This window comes from Burkholderia sp. S171 (assembly GCF_009766085.1).
Lineage (GTDB): Bacteria > Pseudomonadota > Gammaproteobacteria > Burkholderiales > Burkholderiaceae > Caballeronia.
The window spans coordinates 1-17,305 of sequence record NZ_LMUF01000039.1; the positions used below are offsets into that span (position 1 = coordinate 1).

General features: G+C 60.0%; 18 protein-coding genes and 1 riboswitch. Of the genes, 6 read left to right on the forward strand and 12 right to left on the reverse strand.

Translation table 11 applies throughout. The annotated features are described in order from the left end of the window. The 3 genes from GSQ93_RS38745 to GSQ93_RS20665 all read right to left on the reverse strand — a co-directional run. A partial coding sequence (locus GSQ93_RS38745) for a helix-turn-helix domain-containing protein (RefSeq protein ID WP_367889771.1) occupies positions 1–186 on the reverse strand: 186 nt, incomplete at its 3' end. Next, positions 162–671, reverse strand: a complete 510-nt coding sequence (locus tag GSQ93_RS20660) for a hypothetical protein (protein ID WP_158937517.1) — start codon at positions 669–671, stop codon at positions 162–164. The genes GSQ93_RS38745 and GSQ93_RS20660, both read right to left, overlap by 25 nt. A gap of 233 nt (positions 672–904) precedes the next feature. After that, positions 905–1,417, reverse strand: coding sequence for a winged helix DNA-binding protein (locus GSQ93_RS20665; RefSeq protein ID WP_158937518.1), 513 nt, complete (start codon positions 1,415–1,417; stop codon positions 905–907). Between the two features lie 185 nt (positions 1,418–1,602). On the opposite strand from GSQ93_RS20665, the gene pxpB reads away from it, so the two are divergent. From pxpB to GSQ93_RS20690, 5 genes are all read left to right on the forward strand, one after another. Further along, complete coding sequence (gene pxpB / locus GSQ93_RS20670; protein ID WP_158937519.1) at positions 1,603–2,256, forward strand: 5-oxoprolinase subunit PxpB; 654 nt, start codon at positions 1,603–1,605, stop codon at positions 2,254–2,256. Then, entirely contained in the window at positions 2,253–3,284 is a 1,032-nt protein-coding gene (locus GSQ93_RS20675; protein ID WP_158937520.1) for a biotin-dependent carboxyltransferase family protein, read from the forward strand. Before pxpB ends, GSQ93_RS20675 begins: the two co-directional genes overlap by 4 nt. Positions 3,285–3,301: 17 nt before the next feature. Next, positions 3,302–4,057, forward strand: coding sequence for a 5-oxoprolinase subunit PxpA (gene pxpA, locus GSQ93_RS20680; RefSeq protein ID WP_158937521.1), 756 nt, complete (start codon positions 3,302–3,304; stop codon positions 4,055–4,057). A gap of 225 nt (positions 4,058–4,282) precedes the next feature. Further along, on the forward strand, positions 4,283–5,002 hold the full coding sequence (locus GSQ93_RS20685; RefSeq protein WP_158937522.1) for a DUF969 domain-containing protein: 720 nt from the start codon (positions 4,283–4,285) through the stop codon (positions 5,000–5,002). After that, entirely contained in the window at positions 4,999–5,955 is a 957-nt protein-coding gene (locus GSQ93_RS20690) for a DUF979 domain-containing protein (protein WP_158937523.1), read from the forward strand. The genes GSQ93_RS20685 and GSQ93_RS20690 overlap by 4 nt, the downstream gene beginning before the upstream one ends. Before the next feature lie 15 nt (positions 5,956–5,970). Here GSQ93_RS20690 and GSQ93_RS20695 read toward each other — a convergent pair whose 3' ends face one another. The 9 genes from GSQ93_RS20695 to ahcY all read right to left on the reverse strand — a co-directional run bounded on the left by GSQ93_RS20695 (position 5,971) and on the right by ahcY (position 15,925). After that, positions 5,971–7,071, reverse strand: coding sequence for a TraB/GumN family protein (locus tag GSQ93_RS20695; protein WP_158937524.1), 1,101 nt, complete (start codon positions 7,069–7,071; stop codon positions 5,971–5,973). Next, complete coding sequence (locus GSQ93_RS20700) at positions 7,064–8,077, reverse strand: peptide ABC transporter ATP-binding protein (protein WP_158937525.1); 1,014 nt, start codon at positions 8,075–8,077, stop codon at positions 7,064–7,066. Before GSQ93_RS20700 ends, GSQ93_RS20695 begins: the two co-directional genes overlap by 8 nt. Then, a complete protein-coding gene (locus GSQ93_RS20705; protein WP_158937526.1) occupies positions 8,074–9,069 on the reverse strand; it encodes an ABC transporter ATP-binding protein in 996 nt (331 codons plus the stop codon). The genes GSQ93_RS20700 and GSQ93_RS20705 overlap by 4 nt, the downstream gene beginning before the upstream one ends. 2 nt (positions 9,070–9,071) lie before the next feature. Further along, complete coding sequence (locus GSQ93_RS20710) at positions 9,072–9,989, reverse strand: ABC transporter permease subunit (RefSeq protein WP_089162568.1); 918 nt, start codon at positions 9,987–9,989, stop codon at positions 9,072–9,074. A 4-nt stretch (positions 9,990–9,993) separates the two neighbouring features. Beyond that, positions 9,994–11,004 carry an ABC transporter permease subunit gene (locus GSQ93_RS20715; RefSeq protein ID WP_158937527.1) on the reverse strand — a complete coding sequence of 337 codons (1,011 nt, stop codon included), beginning with the start codon at positions 11,002–11,004 and terminating at the stop codon, positions 9,994–9,996. 113 nt (positions 11,005–11,117) lie between these two features. Then, positions 11,118–12,752 carry an ABC transporter substrate-binding protein gene (locus GSQ93_RS20720; protein WP_158937528.1) on the reverse strand — a complete coding sequence of 545 codons (1,635 nt, stop codon included), beginning with the start codon at positions 12,750–12,752 and terminating at the stop codon, positions 11,118–11,120. Positions 12,753–13,187: 435 nt separating this feature from the next. After that, positions 13,188–14,027, reverse strand: coding sequence for a methylenetetrahydrofolate reductase [NAD(P)H] (metF, locus tag GSQ93_RS20725; protein WP_158937529.1), 840 nt, complete (start codon positions 14,025–14,027; stop codon positions 13,188–13,190). A gap of 37 nt (positions 14,028–14,064) precedes the next feature. Beyond that, a complete protein-coding gene (locus tag GSQ93_RS20730; RefSeq protein WP_031364155.1) occupies positions 14,065–14,415 on the reverse strand; it encodes a phage holin family protein in 351 nt (116 codons plus the stop codon). Between the two features lie 88 nt (positions 14,416–14,503). Further along, complete coding sequence (gene ahcY, locus GSQ93_RS20735; protein WP_158937530.1) at positions 14,504–15,925, reverse strand: adenosylhomocysteinase; 1,422 nt, start codon at positions 15,923–15,925, stop codon at positions 14,504–14,506. Between the two features lie 33 nt (positions 15,926–15,958). Continuing rightward, positions 15,959–16,093: riboswitch (S-adenosyl-L-homocysteine riboswitch) on the reverse strand. A gap of 171 nt (positions 16,094–16,264) precedes the next feature. Between ahcY and GSQ93_RS20740 the strand changes: the two genes are divergently transcribed. Next, a complete protein-coding gene (locus GSQ93_RS20740; RefSeq protein WP_158937531.1) occupies positions 16,265–17,218 on the forward strand; it encodes a LysR family transcriptional regulator in 954 nt (317 codons plus the stop codon). The last annotated feature ends 87 nt before the right edge of the window (positions 17,219–17,305 follow it).

Consider the following 17,305-nt stretch of genomic DNA (forward strand, 5'->3'; position numbering starts at 1 on the left):
CCTCCCGCCACTCAGCGTGCGCGCATCTTCGGGCTTGTGCTTCCAACGCTGCACGCTGCGCACGCTCACCCCCAGGCACGCACTGGCGCTCGCGCGGTGGGCACCGGCTTGTACCGCTTCATCGATCAACTGCATGGCTTTACTGCGATCCCGGGTGCTGATCAGTCTTCCTCTTTTTTGCCCCAGATCGCATTGGCTTTTTTTAACATCGTCGCCAACGCAGAGGCCTCCGCACGGGCCGCTTCACTGCGCTTGAGCTGCCGTTCCAGTTCGCGGATACGCTTGGCTGAAAGCTTGGCCTGAGCGCGTTCGGGCCCACTCAGCTTCGCTACGAGCGGCACGTTAGCGCGCTCGCAGGCATCACGCCATTCCCGGATCTGCTCAGGATAAATGCCATTGGCACGACCGTAATAGGCGATCTCAGGTTCGCTTAACAAAGCCGTCTCCAGCACCACTCTGAACTTCTCGGCGCTCGACCACTGATCGCTCGTCTTGCCATTGCCCGGCATGTATTCCCCTGAGTTACGGATGTTTCGCGCGTGACGCCGCCAAGTGTGGAGCGTCACCGTCGACACGCCCGTGGCGCCAGACATCTCAATGACGGCCCGGTTTAAGGGCGGCATCATCTGACGCATTGCCCATTCTTTGAATTCCACGGTGTAAGACTTCATCTTCCATTCGCTTGCCGCCCCCAGTTTGTACTAAAAGTAAATTCGGGTGACGCGACAACTAGCCTGACATGGAGGGCTTTGGACAAAGAAATGACGTGCCGCCACGCACAGTGGCTAACAGTGATAAAGAGAGTATCCGACTCTGGCAGACCACTAACCCTGAAAGTAGCAACCCGGCATAAACTCAGACCGATAACCCCAAAACCAAACCCCAAACAGTGCGAACGAAAAACCTATAACGAAGCCGCAGCCCTCGCCGCTGTATCATAAAGACCGGAAGCATTTCGCAGCAACTGCGCCGCCTCGCCTATCTGCTCATTGGTCAGCCCGCTCTCCTTCAACGTGCTGATCAGACAACTCTCCCGCACCTCCCGATACTTCCCGCATAACTCCCTTCCCGCCGGCGTTGCAGAAAAGAACACTTCCTTGCCCACTTTTTCGCTCTTCACATACCCCCGCACCATCAACTTCTTAATGGCATAGCTGGCAACGTGCGTGTCCTCTATATTGAGAACAAAGCAGATATCGGCAATCTTTTTCTTCCGGTCACGATGACTCACATGATGCAGCAGCGATACCTCCACCGCCGTCATGTCCTTCGCGCCCGCCGCCGACATGCATCGAACCATCCAGCGATTGAACGCATTGCTGGCCATGATCAGGCCATATTCGAACTCGGACAACTCGGCGCTCGTTTCAGAGACGAGATGCTCGGACGAAACGATCTTGGTCGGATGACGGGGCATAAATATCTAGACGGAACAATATGTCGGCGAGTGTAGCGTATCGACCGAAATTTACCGCCAGGTCTAAATTCTTATTGATAAATTGTCGATAAATTATTGACAATGTACATTCCTGAGCTAGCGTCGAGACGGCTTGCTTTTCGCCTTTCGTTCATGCGCGCGCTCGATTACCGGCAAAACCCAGCATGACACCACCCAAAATTCACCCACTCGGCGACACCGCGCTCGTATGTGAAGCGCCGCCGCCCGCCACGCTCGAATGCCAGCGCCGAATGTGGGCGCTCGCCGACGCGGCGCGCCTGTGGCCGCACGTCGTGGAAGTCGTGCCGGGCATGAACAACCTCACACTCGTCTTCGATCCCCTCCAGGCCGACCCCGCCGACCTCGCCCAGCAACTGAAAAACGCGTGGGAACAAGCAGCCGAAGTCGAGGTAGGCACAACGGAAATCGAAATTCCCGTGCACTACGGCGGCGCTGACGGACCCGATCTTGCCTCGCTGGCAAAGTCGCTCGACCTGAGCATCGATGAACTCGTGAAACGGCACACCCAAGCCGATTACATCGTATTTTTCCTCGGCTTTCAGCCCGGTTTTGCCTACCTCGGCGGCCTTGATCCCACGCTGCACGCCCCACGCCACCCCAAACCGCGGCTGGAAGTGCCGGCGGGGTCGGTGGGTATCGGCGGGGAGCAAACGGGCATTTATCCGGCGGTGTCGCCGGGTGGCTGGCAACTGCTGGGACGCACGGATCTCAAGCTCTTCGATCCCGCGCGCAACCCGCCCACGTTGATGCAACCCGGCGATCACGTGCGTTTTACCGCGCTGGAGGTGCTCGCATGATCGACGTCATTCGCGCCGGCATGCTCTCGTCAGTGCAGGATCTCGGCCGCGCGGGGTATCGGCACCTGGGTGTCAGTTCGGGCGGCGCACTCGACGCGCTGTCGCTGGAAATTGGCAACCGGATCGTGGGTAATATGCCGGGCGCGGCCGGCATCGAACTGACGCTCGGACCCACCACCCTGCGCTTCACGCGCGCCACGCGCGTGGCGATCACCGGCACGGATTTCGCTGCGACCCTGGACGATAAACCCGTCTATTCGTGGTGGAGCCTGCCAGTCCAGGCCGGCCAGGAATTGACCCTGCGCGGCGCCAAGCACGGCATGCGCGGTTACGTGTGCGTGGCCGGCGGTATCGACGTCCTGCCCATGCTCGGTTCCCGCAGTACCGACCTCGGCGCGTGTTTTGGCGGTCTCGGCGGCCGGGCGTTACGCGACGGCGATCGTTTGGCCACAGGCGTGCCGCAGCCGAACAAGAGCGCAGTGTTTTCATCGGCGGGAACGGCCTTTGGCGTGAAAGCGCCCGCGTGGTGCAAGTTCGTATACGTGGAAGAACCGGTGCGGCGCGGCAAACACACGCCGGGCAATTCGTGGTCGCTGCCGATCCGCGTCCTGCGCGGTCCGGAATACGAGACCTTCACGGCAACGGCCTTGCGCGACTTCTGGAACGAGGAGTGGACGATCACGCCGAACAGTAACCGCATGGGTTTCCGGCTCGCCGGCACGGTCCTGGAACGCGGCGATAAAGCCGACCTTCTCTCCCACGCTGTGTTGCCCGGCACGATTCAAGTCCCGCCGAACGGTCAGCCGATCGTGCTGATGGGGGACGCCCAGACCACCGGCGGATATCCAAAAATAGGCTCGGTGATCAAGGCCGACCTGTGGAAGCTCGCGCAAGCGCGGCTCAGCAGCGGTGTGCGCTTTATCGAAACAACGGTGGAAGCCGCGCGTCACGCGCTGGCGGAAGAGCGCATGTATGTAAAACAGGTCGAATCGGCTATCGCGATGCACGCGGAACGCCTCGGCCGGTAAGTGAACAAGGAACGAAGATGGAAATCGATCTGAACGCCGATCTCGGCGAAGGTATGGGAACCGACGAAGCGCTGCTCGATCTCGTGAGCTCAGCGAATATTGCTTGCGGCTGGCATGCGGGCGGGGCAACGGCCATGCGCGATTGCGTGCGCTGGGCGGTCGCGAAAGGTGTCGCCATTGGCGCGCACCCGAGTTTCAACGACCCGGAGAATTTCGGCCGCAAGGAAATGGATCTTCCCGTGTACGACATTTACGCGGGCGTGCTGTATCAGTTGGGCGCGCTGGCCGCGATCGTGAAGGCCGAAGGCGGCCGCTTGTCGCACGTGAAGCCGCACGGCGCGCTGTATAACCAGGCCGCGAAAAATCCGGAGATTGCCGACGCTATCGTCGCGGCGATTCGTGATTTCGATCCTTCATTGCTCGTGTTCGGGCTCGCGAACAGCAATCTCGTCGATGCCGCGCGCAAGGCGAACATGGTCGCCATCGAGGAAGTGTTCGCGGACCGCGGATATCGGGCGGATGGGTCGCTCGTGCCGCGCAAGGACCCCGGCGCGTTGCTCGAGGACGAGGAAGCCGTGCTCACTCGCACGCTGGCCATGGCGACGGAACATCGCGTCCAGGCGGTCAGCGGAGAGTGGGTGCCGATCAACGCGCAGACGGTCTGTCTCCATGGCGACGGCGCGCATGCGCTCGCATTCGCCAAGCGTATTCGCGGAGCGCTTGAAACGGCGGGCATCGAAGTTCGCGCTGCGCACGCGGCCGAGGTTGGATGAGCGGTTGGCGTATTGGCCGACCCGCTGCTTGCGCCGCCATCGCCCGCAGAGAGCCGAATTGACGCCTCAATGAACCTGAATGCCTCGCGACTTGGCGGGGCTTTTTCGTAAGCGGCCACAGAGCCGTTTTATCAAGCCAATGGAATGGGCCGCTCGATGCAAGCGGTTCGTCCGGCGATGGAAGCAGCCCTTACCGGGGCATTACCCCGATCACTTGGAGATCTTATGGGAACCGCTGTCAACCTATGGCCACTGATAGGTGTGGCCGTCATCATCGTGGGTTTTATCCTGCGCTTCAATCCGATGCTGATCGTGGCCGCCGCCGCCATCATCACCGGGCTTGCGGCGCACTTCCCGATTGATCGCATCCTCACCGCGATCGGTACGGGCTTCCTCAAGACGCGCAACATCCCGCTCATCATTTTGCTGCCGCTGGCCGTGATCGGTTTGCTGGAACGGCACGGCCTGCGTGAACGCGCGCAAATCTGGATTTCAGGCATCAAGGCAGCAACCGTCGGGCGTCTGCTGATCGTCTATTTGCTGGTCCGCGAATTGACGGCGGCGGTTGGGTTGACCGGTCTCGGCGGACATCCGCAAATGGTCCGGCCGCTGCTCGCGCCCATGGCCGAAGGCGCGGCGGAAGCACGCTTCGGCAAGCTCTCCGATGAAACCCGTTTCAAGCTGCGCGCGTGGTCCGCCGCAACCGACAACGTCGGCCTGTTCTTCGGCGAAGACATCTTCGTCGCGTTCGGCGCAATCGTATTGATGACGACCTTCCTGAAGGAAGCGGGCATCGTCGTCGAACCGCTGCACGTCGCCGTCTGGGGCATCCCCACCGCGATCTGCGCATTCCTGATTCACGGCTTCCGGCTATGGCTGCTCGATCGACGGCTGAATCGCGAACTCGGCGCGTTGACCAAAAACGTTCGCGGAGAAACTGCATGACACTCACGCTCAACTATCTGTTCTATCTGCTGGGCATCGTGCTGGTCGTTGTCGCCGGCATGATCTATGTCGACAAGAAGCATCCGCGCCGCTTCCCCACCGGCACGTTCTGGCTCGTGTATGCGTCGATTTTCCTGGTCGGCGACTGGCTGCCGGCTAATGTGGTCGGCGTGCTGGTTGTCGCCATGGCGTTGATAGCAGGCTTTGGCGGCGTCACGGCCGGCAAGCCGAAAATGCTCTCCGACGAAGCGCGCCGCAACAGCGCCCTGCGTCTTGGCAACAAGCTGTTCGTGCCGGCGTTGACCATTCCTGTGGTAACGGTGGTCCTCACGCTGGGCGCGAGTTACCTGGTGTTCGGCGGCAAGCCGCTGCTCGATCCGAAGAACGTCACGCTGATGGGCTTTGGCATCGGCTGTATCGTCGCGCTGGGTGTGGCCTGCGTGATGACGCGCGATACCGTCGGGCAATCGATGAAAGAAACGCGCCGTCTGGTCGACGCGCTTTCATGGGCCGCCGTGCTTCCGCAAATGCTGGGCATGCTCGGCCTGGTGTTCTCGGATGCGGGCGTGGGCAAGGCGGTCGCGCACGTGACAACGGCGTATGTGAACCTCGATTACCGTCTGGTCGCGGTCGCTGTGTATTGCATCGGCATGGCGCTTTTCACGATGGTCATGGGCAACGGCTTCGCGGCGTTCCCGGTGATGACGGGCGGCGTAGGCGTGCCGATCCTGGTCGGCGTATTCCACGGCAATCCGGCCACGATGGTCGCGATCGGCATGTTCTCCGGCTACTGCGGCACGCTCATGACGCCGATGGCCGCGAACTTCAACATGGTGCCGGCTGCGCTGCTCGAATTACCCGATAAAAACGCGGTGATCAAAGTGCAAGTGCCAACGGCGCTGTCCATGTTGGTGGTGAATATCTTCTTGCTGAACTGGCTGATGTTTTTATAAACCCAAGGCGTGGGTTCACGCCGGATCCACCACGAACCCGCGCTTTCTAAGCAACGCCAGCACCCCTCTTCTCCCCCCAAGATGCAACGCGCCGATAGCCATGAACACCGGCTTGTTCGGCGCGGCTATGGCGACCACGCGCGCCGCGAACCGGTAGTTCCGGTCGACCACCACGCGGTTATCGATCTGCGTGGCAAGCTGCTTCGATCGCGCCAGTTTCTCCGTCTTGGCGTCGTCCCACGCCTTCAGCGCATCGGCGTCGCCAATCCGCCATAACCGATGCAACTCCTTCACATCGGCAACATTCTCAGCCGGCGTCTGCACGAGATCCTGCGAGAGCATTTCCCGCTGCTGCGCCTGCGTGAGCCGCGTGAACGCGGCGATCTGTTCGTTGAGCGTCTCCAGGCCGATAACCCGCCCGCGCGGCCGCAAATACACATTCTGCAATTGCGTTTCTGTGCCGAACTCGGTCTGGAAGCCGGCCTTTAACGTATCGACGGTTTCGACCAGCATCGATGCCAGCCATGGCCTCGACCGGCTGATATCGTCGAGCATGGCGGGGCTGCCGTGCATGCGTGTTTCCAGCTTTTTCCACAGCGCGTCGGGGAGATATCGCGGCAGGCACGGCGACCGGCATGCACCGTATTTGCTAACTTCATCCGCCGACACAAGCAGGTCGTCGGGGGAGATTTCCAGCGCGAGAATGGGCGATGCGTCGAGTGCGCCGAGGATCGGCTTGCGGAACGGCTGGCTGGCGGGATAGTCGTCGGCATAACCCACGTGCAGCGTGCCCAGCACGTAGATAGTGACCTGGCCTTTGGTGGCAACGTAGAACGGCATATGCGCCGCCTGCGTCTGCACCGGACCACTGGCGGTGGTCCCGTCGGAACGGTCTACATCGGGAGGCGCCGGGCGCGCAGGCGGCACCCTTAGACCAGGCAATGAACCGGGCAGCGAACTACCGGAAGTGGGCGGCACCGCGGCGCCGGGCGGCGAACGCGCGCCGGTCACGGCAAAAGCCAAACGCGGCGCGAGGCAAAAAACTGCCAGCGCCGCCACGGCCAATCCCACAGCAAAACGGCGCGCAACCTGCCGCGCCGTTTGCGGTTCAGGCATCGATCTCCCCGACTTCCTCAGCGCGATGACACGAGACGTGCCGCCCATCGACGAAACGCAGCGCCGGTTCTTCCACGCGGCATTTATCGATTGCATACGGGCAGCGCTGATGAAATGTGCAACCTGATGGAGGGTTCAGCGGCGAAGGCATTTCGCCCTGCAGCCGGATCTTGATGCGCCGGTCTTCTTCGAACAAGGCAGGCGTCGCCGACATCAGCGCACGCGTGTACGGATGACGCGGCCGTGCGTAGATCGTTGCCTTGTCGCCAAGTTCGGCCACACCGCCAAAATACATCACCATGACGTCATCGGCGATATGTTCCACCACCGACAAGTTGTGCGAGATGAACACATAGCTTGTACCGAACTGCTGCTGCAGGTCCATGAACAGATTCAGAATCTGCGCCTGAATGGAAACATCCAGCGCGGATACGGGTTCATCGGCTACCAGGATCTGCGGATCGAGAATCATCGCACGCGCGATAGCAACCCGCTGGCGCTGGCCGCCCGAGAACATGTGCGGATACCGCGTCGCGTGTTCGGGCCTGAGGCCAACGGTCCGCATCATGTGCGCGATCCGTTCGGCGCGCTCAGTGGACGAGAGCTTCGTGTTGATCGCCAGCGGTTCGCCCAGCGTCTGCTCGACGGTCTTGCGCGGATTCAGCGAAGCAAACGGATTCTGGAACACCATTTGCACGCGTTGCCGCAAGTCGGCCACCTTCGCGCGGCTCGCGTTCGCCACGTCTTCACCGTCGATCAGCAAACGCCCGGACGTAGGCGCTTCGATCATTGTCAACTGGCGCGCAAGCGTCGATTTGCCGCAGCCGGATTCACCCACCACGGCAAGCGTCTTGCCGCGTTCAAGCGAGAACGACACGCCGTTCAATGCCTTCACCGTGCCCTGCTGGAACATGCTGCGCTTGACGCTGTAGTGCCTGGCGAGTTTATCGGCGACGAGGACGACGTCTTTAGCGTCTTTAGCGAAAGTCTCAGGAACGGCATTCATCGCGCGCCTCCATGTTCTGCCACGAGTTCCATGTTCAGCGGCTTGATACAGCGTGCGCGCACTGCAGGATCGTTCGGAGCGAGTTGAAAGAGCGCCGGCCGCGCCTTGCGGCAATCGTCGACGGCGTAGCTGCAACGGGGGGCGAATAAACATCCGGTCGGACGATCATCGCGGCCCGGGACCATGCCCGGCAAGGCCGCGAGCCGTTCGGCGCCGCGGCTATGTTCGGGAATAGCCGCCAGCAACGCTTCCGTGTACGGATGATGCGGCTCGCTGAAAATAGTCGGCACGTGATTCGTTTCGATAATCTCGCCCGCGTACATCACGGCCACACGCTGCGCGACTTCGGACACGACCGCGAGATCGTGCGAAATCAGCACGAGCGCCATGCCGCGTTCCTTCTGCAGCTTGACCAGCAGCTCCATGATCTGCGCCTGGATGGTGACGTCGAGCGCGGTGGTCGGTTCGTCGGCAATCAGCAGCTTCGGATTGCAGGCAACCGCCATCGCGATCATCACGCGCTGGTTCATGCCGCCGGACATTTGATGCGGGAAGGCATCGATACGGCTCTTCGCGTCGGGAATCCCCACTTGATCGAGCAATTCCATCGCGCGTTGCTGCAGCTTCGCGCCTCTCAGGCCCTCGTGAAGCTTGAGGACTTCCTTGATCTGATAGCCGACCGTATAGCTCGGATTCAGGCTCGACAACGCGTCCTGAAAGACCATCGCAATGTCCTTGCCGATAATCTTCCTGCGTTGCCGCGCCGACGCCTTCAGCAAGTCGACCCCGTTGAACGTGACCTGATCGGCAGTGACAATGCCGGGTGCATCGATCAAGCCCATGAGCGCCATCATGGTGACGCTTTTGCCCGAACCCGATTCGCCGACAACGCCGACCACTTCGCCGGGTTTGACGGATATATCGATTCGATCAACCGCCGGGAGCCCATTGAAGCTCACGGCGAGATTGCGGATGGTTAGAAGATCGCTCATTTTCACGCCATCCGTTTGAGTTTGGGATCGAGTGCATCGCGCAGACCATCGCCGAGCAGGTTGATCACCAGGACCGAAATCAGGATGGAAAGCCCAGGCATGGTCACGATCCACCACGCACTTTCGATGTAATCACGCGCCGACGCGAGCATTGCGCCCCACTCCGCCGCCGGCGGTTGCACGCCGAGGCCGAGAAAGCCGAGCGCGGCGGCATCCAGAATGGCGGACGAAAAGCCCAACGTAGCTTGCACGATCAGCGGCGCGGCGCAGTTCGGCAGCACTTGCGAGAACATCAGCCGCACGGTGCCGGCACCGGCCACGCGCGACGCCGTCACGTATTCGCGCTGCAACTCACCCAGCGCAGCCGCACGCGTCAAACGCACATAACCCGGCAACGCGACAATCGCGATGGCGAGCATGGTGTTCATCAGCCCCGGCCCGATAATCGCGACCACCGCGACCGCCAGCAGCAGCGAAGGCAGCGCGAGCAGCACGTCCATGATGCGCATGATGGGGGTATCGGCCCATTTCTGGAAAAACGCCGCGATCAAGCCCAGCACGATGCCCGGAATCAACGCCAGCACGACCGACACAAAGCCGATCCAGAACGACAACCGCGCGCCGTACATCAGGCGCGAGAGGATGTCGCGGCCGGCTTCGTCGGTACCTAGAACGAAGCGCCAGTTACCGCCATCGAGCCACGCGGGTGGGATTTTCACATTGTCCCGATACTGCTCAATCGGAGAATGTGGCGCGATCAACGGCGCAAAAATAGCGATGAACACGAGGATCAGCACGATCGCGCCGGCCACCACGGCGCCGCGATTGCGCGAGAAATTGGCCCAGAACTCGCGTCCGGCGAGGAATCGGCCACTCGGGACGGGGATCAGCGCCCCAGGATTGTTTTGGATATCGGCCATGGGCTTACCTCGTGTGGCGAATGCGCGGATTCAGCACGCCGTACAACAAGTCGACGACCAGATTCACAAGAATAACGAGCGTAGCGATCATCAGGATACCGCCCTGCACGACGGGATAATCGCGCCGGCTGATGGCGTCGATGAGCCACTTACCCACGCCCGGCCACGAGAACAACGTCTCGGTGAGCACAGCGCCTGCGAGGAGCGTGCCGACCTGCAGGCCGATCACGGTCACCACAGGAATGAGCGCGTTACGCAGCGCATGCACGATCACCACACGTCCCGGCGCGAGCCCTTTGGCGCGCGCGGTGCGGATGTAGTCCTCGCGCAGCACTTCGAGCATCGATGAACGCGTCATCCGTGCGATCACGGCGAGCGGAATCGTGCCCAGCACGATGGTCGGCAGAATCAGGTGACTGACGGCGGACTTGAACGCGCCTTCATCGGTAGAAAAGAGTGCGTCCCACAGCATGAAGCCGGTGCGATGCGGAATGTCGTATTCCACCGCGATACGTCCTGAAACCGGCGTCCATCCCAGCTTGGCCGAGAAGAACATGATGAGGATCAAACCCCACCAGAAGATCGGCATGGAATAACCGGTGAGGGCGGTGCCCATCACGCCATGATCGACGACCGTGCCGCGCTTCAACGCAGCGGCCACGCCGGCCGGCAATCCGATCGCCAAAGCGAAAATCATCGCGCAGATCGCGAGTTCGAGCGTCGCGGGAAAGCGCGCCATGAATTCGCCCATCACGCTGGTATTGGTGATGATCGACATGCCGAGATCGCCTTTCAGCGCGTGTCCGACATAGTGGAGATATTGAACAGGAAGCGGCAGGTCGAGCCCGAGCCGCTTCATTGCTTCGGCATGCATGGCCGGGTCCACGCCGCGCTCGCCCATCATCACTTCAATGGGATCGCCCGGGATCAGGTGGATTAACGCGAACGCGAGGATCGTGATGCCGATAAACGTCGGGATCACCATGCCTATGCGCCGCAGAACGAATCGGAACATGGTTCGTCTCTTTGGGGAGGAAAAATGCGACCGGCGACGCGGGCTTGTGACCCTTGTCGCCGGACCTTTTCGACTAGTTTTAGTTTTAGTGCATGAAGCGTACTGCTACCAGCTTACTGCACGCCAACGCCGTCGAAACGCAGGTAACCCAGCGGCTCGATCTTCATGCCGATCACCTTCTTGCTCGTCGGCTGATACACCGTGGAGTGAGCGATCGGCGAGAACGGCAGTTGATCAGCGAAAATTTGCTGCGCTTGCATATAAGCCTGCGTGCGCTGCGCTTGGTCGGACGTATTACGGCCCTTGATCACCAGATCGTTGAAAGGCTTGTAGCACCAGTGCGAGAAGTTGCTGCCGTTGACCGCTTCGCAACCGAGCAGCGTGCCGAGCCAGTTGTCCGGATCGCCGTTATCGCCCGTCCAGCCAATCAGCATGGCGTCGTGCTCGCCTGCGTGGGCACGCTTGATGTACTCGCCCCACTCATACGACACAATATTCGCCTTCACGCCAATCTTCGCCCAGTCGGCCTGGATCATCTCGGCCATCAGACGCGCGTTCGGGTTGTACGGACGCTGGACCGGCATGGCCCACAGGTTGATCTCGAAGCCGTTCGGGAAACCGGCCTTCGCGAGCAATGCCTTGGCTTTGGCGGTGTCGTACGCTTGAACCTTCAGGTTCTTGTCGTAGGACCATTCGGTCGGCGGGATCGGTGCAATCGCGGCTTGACCTGCGCCTTGATACACCGACTCGATGATCGCCTTCTTGTTGATCGCCATGTCCAGCGCGCGGCGGACATCGACGTTCTCGACGTTCTTCTTCGTCGTGTTGTACGCGACGTAGCCTTCGTTGAAGCCCGGTTGCGACGGCGTGTCGAGGTTCGTGTCGGCCTTCAGCGGCGCAATGTCAGCCGGACGCGGATAGCTCATCACCTGGCATTCGTTGCTCTTCAGCTTTTGTACGCGCACGGCGGCGTCCGGCGTGATCGAGAAAATCAGCTTCGAAATTTTGACTGCGCCGGCCTTCCAGTAATCAGGATTGCCGTCGAAACGGATGGTCGCGTCTTTCGTATAGCTGCGGAAAATAAACGGACCCGTGCCGACTGGCTGCTGGTTGATATCCGAGGCCTTGCCCGCTTTCAGCAGTTGTTGAGCGTATTCATCCGACTGGATCGACGCGTATTCCATCGCCATGTTCTGGATAAACGGCGCGTTGACTTCTTTCAGCGTGAACTTGACCGTGTACGGATCGACTGCTTCGATCTTCGTGATCAGCTTGTCCAGGCCCATGTCCGTGAAATACGGGAACGACGTCGGGTAGGCCTTCCGGAACGGCTGGTTCGGATCGAGCATGCGGTTGAACGTGAAGAGCACGTCGTCCGCGTTGAAGTCGCGCGTGGGCTTGAAGAACGACGTGGTCTGGAACTTCACGCCATGACGGAGATGGAACGTGTACGTCAGGCCATCGGGCGAGACATCCCACTTTTCCGCGAGGCCCGGTTCTACTTTCGTGCCGCCGCGCTCGAATTCCACGAGGCGGTTATAGACCGTGAAGGTGTTTGCGGTGAAATCGGTGCCCGTGGTGTATTGCGCGGGATCGAAACCGGCCGGGCTGCCTTCTGAGCAGTAAACGAGCGTTTTGTTGGGAATGGGTGCAGCTTGAGCGACGCTCGCGGTTACGAGCGAGGCCGCGATGGCGGCGCTTAAAGCCATCGACAGTCGAGCGGCTCGTAACAGGCCAATTTTCTTCATGTTTCCTCCAGGATCGATGCCGGCTAAAACCAGCGTAGCGCGATATTACTGAGCTTTGCCGGGGGGAACAAGGCGACGAAATTCCCTATGGGGAATTGCTTCTGCCCGCGTGTCCGGCAAGCCAGGCAACAGGGTTGAAAAAGCGGCGTTTTCGCTTAACTTCTACGAGTTACGGAGATTTTTGGTCGATTCAGCGCGTTTTTCATCGATTCACGCTGGGTCGGCAAACTCACGCGCGACGGCAAATTCGGGCGCTACCGTAGCACGAAAGAAATGTAAATTTAAGCTAAAGATCAGGATTGTTGCGCGCCGAAAACATGAGTCCATCATGTTTCGTTATGCACAATGTTTCAAGGTGATTAAACACGAGGGAGGGTAAATACGAAACGACGATGAGAACCGCGCGGCGAATGCCGCGCGGGTACAGCTAAACTTTTACTTCCCCGACAACGCCAACCGCTCGCAAATCGTCTTGCTCGCGGCTGCGCCGTTCAGCGTATAAAAATGCAGTCCCGGTGCGCCTTCTTTCACCAGCCGCTCGCACAAACCGGTCACCACATCCAATCCAAATGCGCGGATCGCTTCTTTATCGTCACCAAAACTTTCCAGGCGGCGTGCAATCCACTTCGGCACTTCCGCGCCGCACATCTCCGAGAAACGCATCAGCTGCGAGAAATTCGTGATGGGCATGATGCCCGGCACGATAGGAACATCGACACCCTGCTTGCGGGCGTCATCGACGAAACGGAAATACGCGTCCGCGTTGAAGAAGTACTGCGTGATCGCTGAATTCGCGCCGGCCTGCACCTTGCGCACGAAGTTATCCATGTCGGATTTGGGCGAACGCGCCTGCGGGTGATATTCCGGATACGCCGCGACTTCAATGTTGAACCAGTCGCCATGCTCGGCCCGGATAAATCCAACCAGTTCCGACGCATACCGCAACTCGCCGACTTCGCCCATGCCCGAAGGCAAGTCGCCACGCAACGCGACAATGTGACGAATACCATGCTCGCGATAGCTGCCGAGAATGGCCCGCAGACTCTCCTTCGACGACCCGATGCACGACAAATGCGGCGCCGCTTCGAGCCCCTGCTTCATCATCTCGACGACGGTATCGAGCGTACCTTGCTGCGTGGAACCGCCCGCGCCGAACGTCACGGAGACGAACTTCGGGTTGAGCGCCTTGAGTTGCGCGCCAGTCGCGCGCAATTTCTCGATTCCTTCCTGCGTCTTCGGCGGGAAAAACTCGAATGAGAGTTCGATCGGTTTCATGGGAAGAGTGGAACGCGCGCGCGAGGCGTTCGCGTTCTTAGAAGTTGCGCTGACCGAGGATCAGCGCCGACAGCAGCCAGGACACGATGCTGTACAGAATCGAGCCGAAGAATGCCGACCAGAACCCCGACACCTCGAAGCCTTTCAGCAACGAAGCGCACAGCCAGAAACACAGCGCATTCACGACGAGAATGAACAATCCGAGCGTGAGAATGGTCACCGGCAGCGTGAGCAGCACCAGCAACGGACGCAGGAACGTATTGATCAGCCCGAGCACGATCGCGACGATCAGCGCGGTGCCGAAACTGCGAATGTGAATCGACGGCACAAGGTAGGTGATGATCAACAGCGCGAGCGCGTTGATCAGCCAAGTCAGCAGCACGGACATCGAAGGTCTCCTGGTACTTGAAGGGACGTGTGCCCGGATGTTGGTACACCCGGGCACACGAGAAAGAGCTACGACAACACAGCCGCAATCAATAACGGTAGTGGTTCGGCTTGAACGGACCCATCTTGTCCACGCTGATGTAGTTCGCCTGATAGTCCGACAACACGGTCAGTTCAGCGCCAATACGGCCCAGATGCAGGCGCGCAACCTTTTCATCAAGGTGCTTGGGCAAAACGTAGACCTTGTTTTCGTACTTGTCGCCGTGCACGAACAATTCGATCTGAGCGATCGTCTGGTTGGTAAACGATGCCGACATCACGAACGACGGGTGCCCCGTCGCGCAACCCAGGTTCACCAGGCGGCCTTCAGCCAGCAGGATGATGCGCTTGCCGTCAGGGAAAATGATGTGATCGACTTGCGGCTTGATGTTGTCCCATGTGTACTGGCGCGTGGAGGCAACGTCGATTTCCGAGTCGAAGTGACCAATATTGCAGACGATTGCGTTGTTGCGCATCGCCTTCATGTGGTCATGGCCGATCACGTGGAAATTGCCCGTAGCGGTCACGAAAATGTCGGCCTTGTCGGCGGCATATTCCATGGTCACTACGCGGTAGCCTTCCATGGCTGCTTGCAACGCGCAGATCGGGTCGATTTCCGTGACCCACACCGTCGCGCCCAGACCGCGCAGCGATTGCGCGCAACCCTTGCCCACATCGCCGTAACCGGCAACCACCGCGATCTTGCCGGCGATCATCACATCGGTCGCGCGCTTGATACCGTCCACCAGCGATTCACGGCAGCCATACAGGTTGTCGAACTTCGACTTCGTGACCGAGTCATTCACGTTGATGGCCGGGAACGGCAGGCGCCCTTCCTTTTCCATCTGATACAGACGATGCACGCCCGTGGTCGTTTCTTCCGTCACGCCCTGAATGTGCACGAGGCGCTTGGAATACCACGTCGGGTCGATATCGAGATGAGCCGCAATCGACTTGTACAGCGCGACTTCTTCTTCGTTTTCCGGCTTGCCGATGACCGAGCGGTCCTTTTCTGCCTTCGAGCCGAGGATCAGCAGCAACGTGGCGTCGCCGCCGTCGTCGAGGATCATGTTGGCGAATTCGCCGTTCGGCCATTCGAAGATGCGGTGGGAGAATTCCCAGTATTCGTCGAGCGATTCGCCCTTGAATGCGAACACCGGCACACCGCCTTGGGCGATTGCCGAGGCAGCGTGGTCCTGCGTCGAGAAAATGTTGCACGATGCCCAGCGGACGTCCGCGCCGAGTGCTGTCAGTGTTTCGATCAGCACGCCGGTCTGGATGGTCATGTGCAGCGAACCCGCGATACGCGCGCCCTTCAGCGGCTGCGATACCTTGTATTCCTCACGCGTTTGCATAAGGCCGGGCATTTCCGTTTCGGCGATGTTCAGTTCCTTGCGGCCCCAGGCAGCAAGAGACATATCGGCGACGACGAAATCTTTGTTTGTGTTTGAATCGAGAACTGCGGCGTTCATCACGCCCTCCTTTCTAAATGGAAATATAGAAATTTGACGTGAGCGCCGTTCGATGCGGTGGTTCAACAAGCGCTTACTGATCTGAAAGCGCCGGTCACTCCGTCCGATTGAATACTTCGAGCCTGGCGGCCTTCGTTGTTGAAAGCCGTCGCAACGCTCCTCGAAGCGAGTTCGGATTGTAGCAAATTGGGATGGAGGGAGCGCGTTTGCGCGTGGACTTTGTTTTACCCGCGTGCGGACGATAGCCCCGCGCTCCAAAACCTATAACGCGCGCCACAACATAATAAAAGTGACTTAAACTTATCGAATGCATTCCAATCTGGAATTCAGGGGATCTGTATGGAATTGCGATCGTTGCGGTATTTCGTCGAGGTCGTGAAGCAAAAAAGCTTCACCGCTGCGGCAGAGAAAATGTTCGTTACGCAGCCGACCATCAGCAAGATGGTGAAGTCGCTCGAGGACGAAATAGGGTCGCCGCTGCTGTTGCGCGAGAGTCGCCAGATGGTGCTCACCGACGCCGGCCAGATCGTCTATCAGCGAGGACTCGAAGTGCTCGCGGCGCACGCGCAACTCGAAGCTGAACTCAACGATCTCGGCAAACTCGGGCGCGGCACGCTCACTATCGGGATTCCGCCGATGGGCGGATCGCTGTTCACCCCGGCTATAGCAACGTTTAAGAAGCGGTATCCGAAGGTGGAGCTGAAGCTTTTCGAACGCGGTTCCAAAGCCATTGAAGCGGCGTTGATCGACGGCGAAATGGAGCTCGGCGGCGTGCTGCAACCGGTCGATCTCGCCACGTTCGACGTGCTGCCGATCAGCCGCCAGTTACTCTGGCTCGTTGCGCCAAAAGGCTCGCGCTGGGATGCGCTGGTGGACGTGCCGCTCGCCGATCTCGCGCCGGAGCCGTTCGTGTTCTACGGTGAAAGCCTGGCGTTGTCGGATCTCGTGCTCAACGCCTGTCACGAAGTGGGGTTCACGCCGACTATCGTGGGGCGCAGCGGTCATTGGGATTTCATGGCGGCGCTGGTGCAGGCGGGTGTTGGCATTGCGTTGCTGCCGGCGCCGTATTGCCGGCGACTCGATGTCAACGCGTTCACCTGCCGGCCGGTGGTCGCGCCAGAAATTCATTGGGACATGGCCGTGGGCTGGCGGCGCAACGGCTATTTGTCAAACGCGGCGCGCGCGTGGCTGGAGGTTGTACGGCAAACACTGCCGGCCAATCTCGGCGATGACTTCCTGCAAGGTCCCGCTGAACGATTCCCGGCGCGCGTGCGCAACGCCGCGCCACGGTAACAAGTCACCAAGTACCAAAAAAACACCCTGTCCCGCTCGCGCGGGACAGGGTGTTTTTGCTTGCTACGTCAGTACCGGACCATTCCA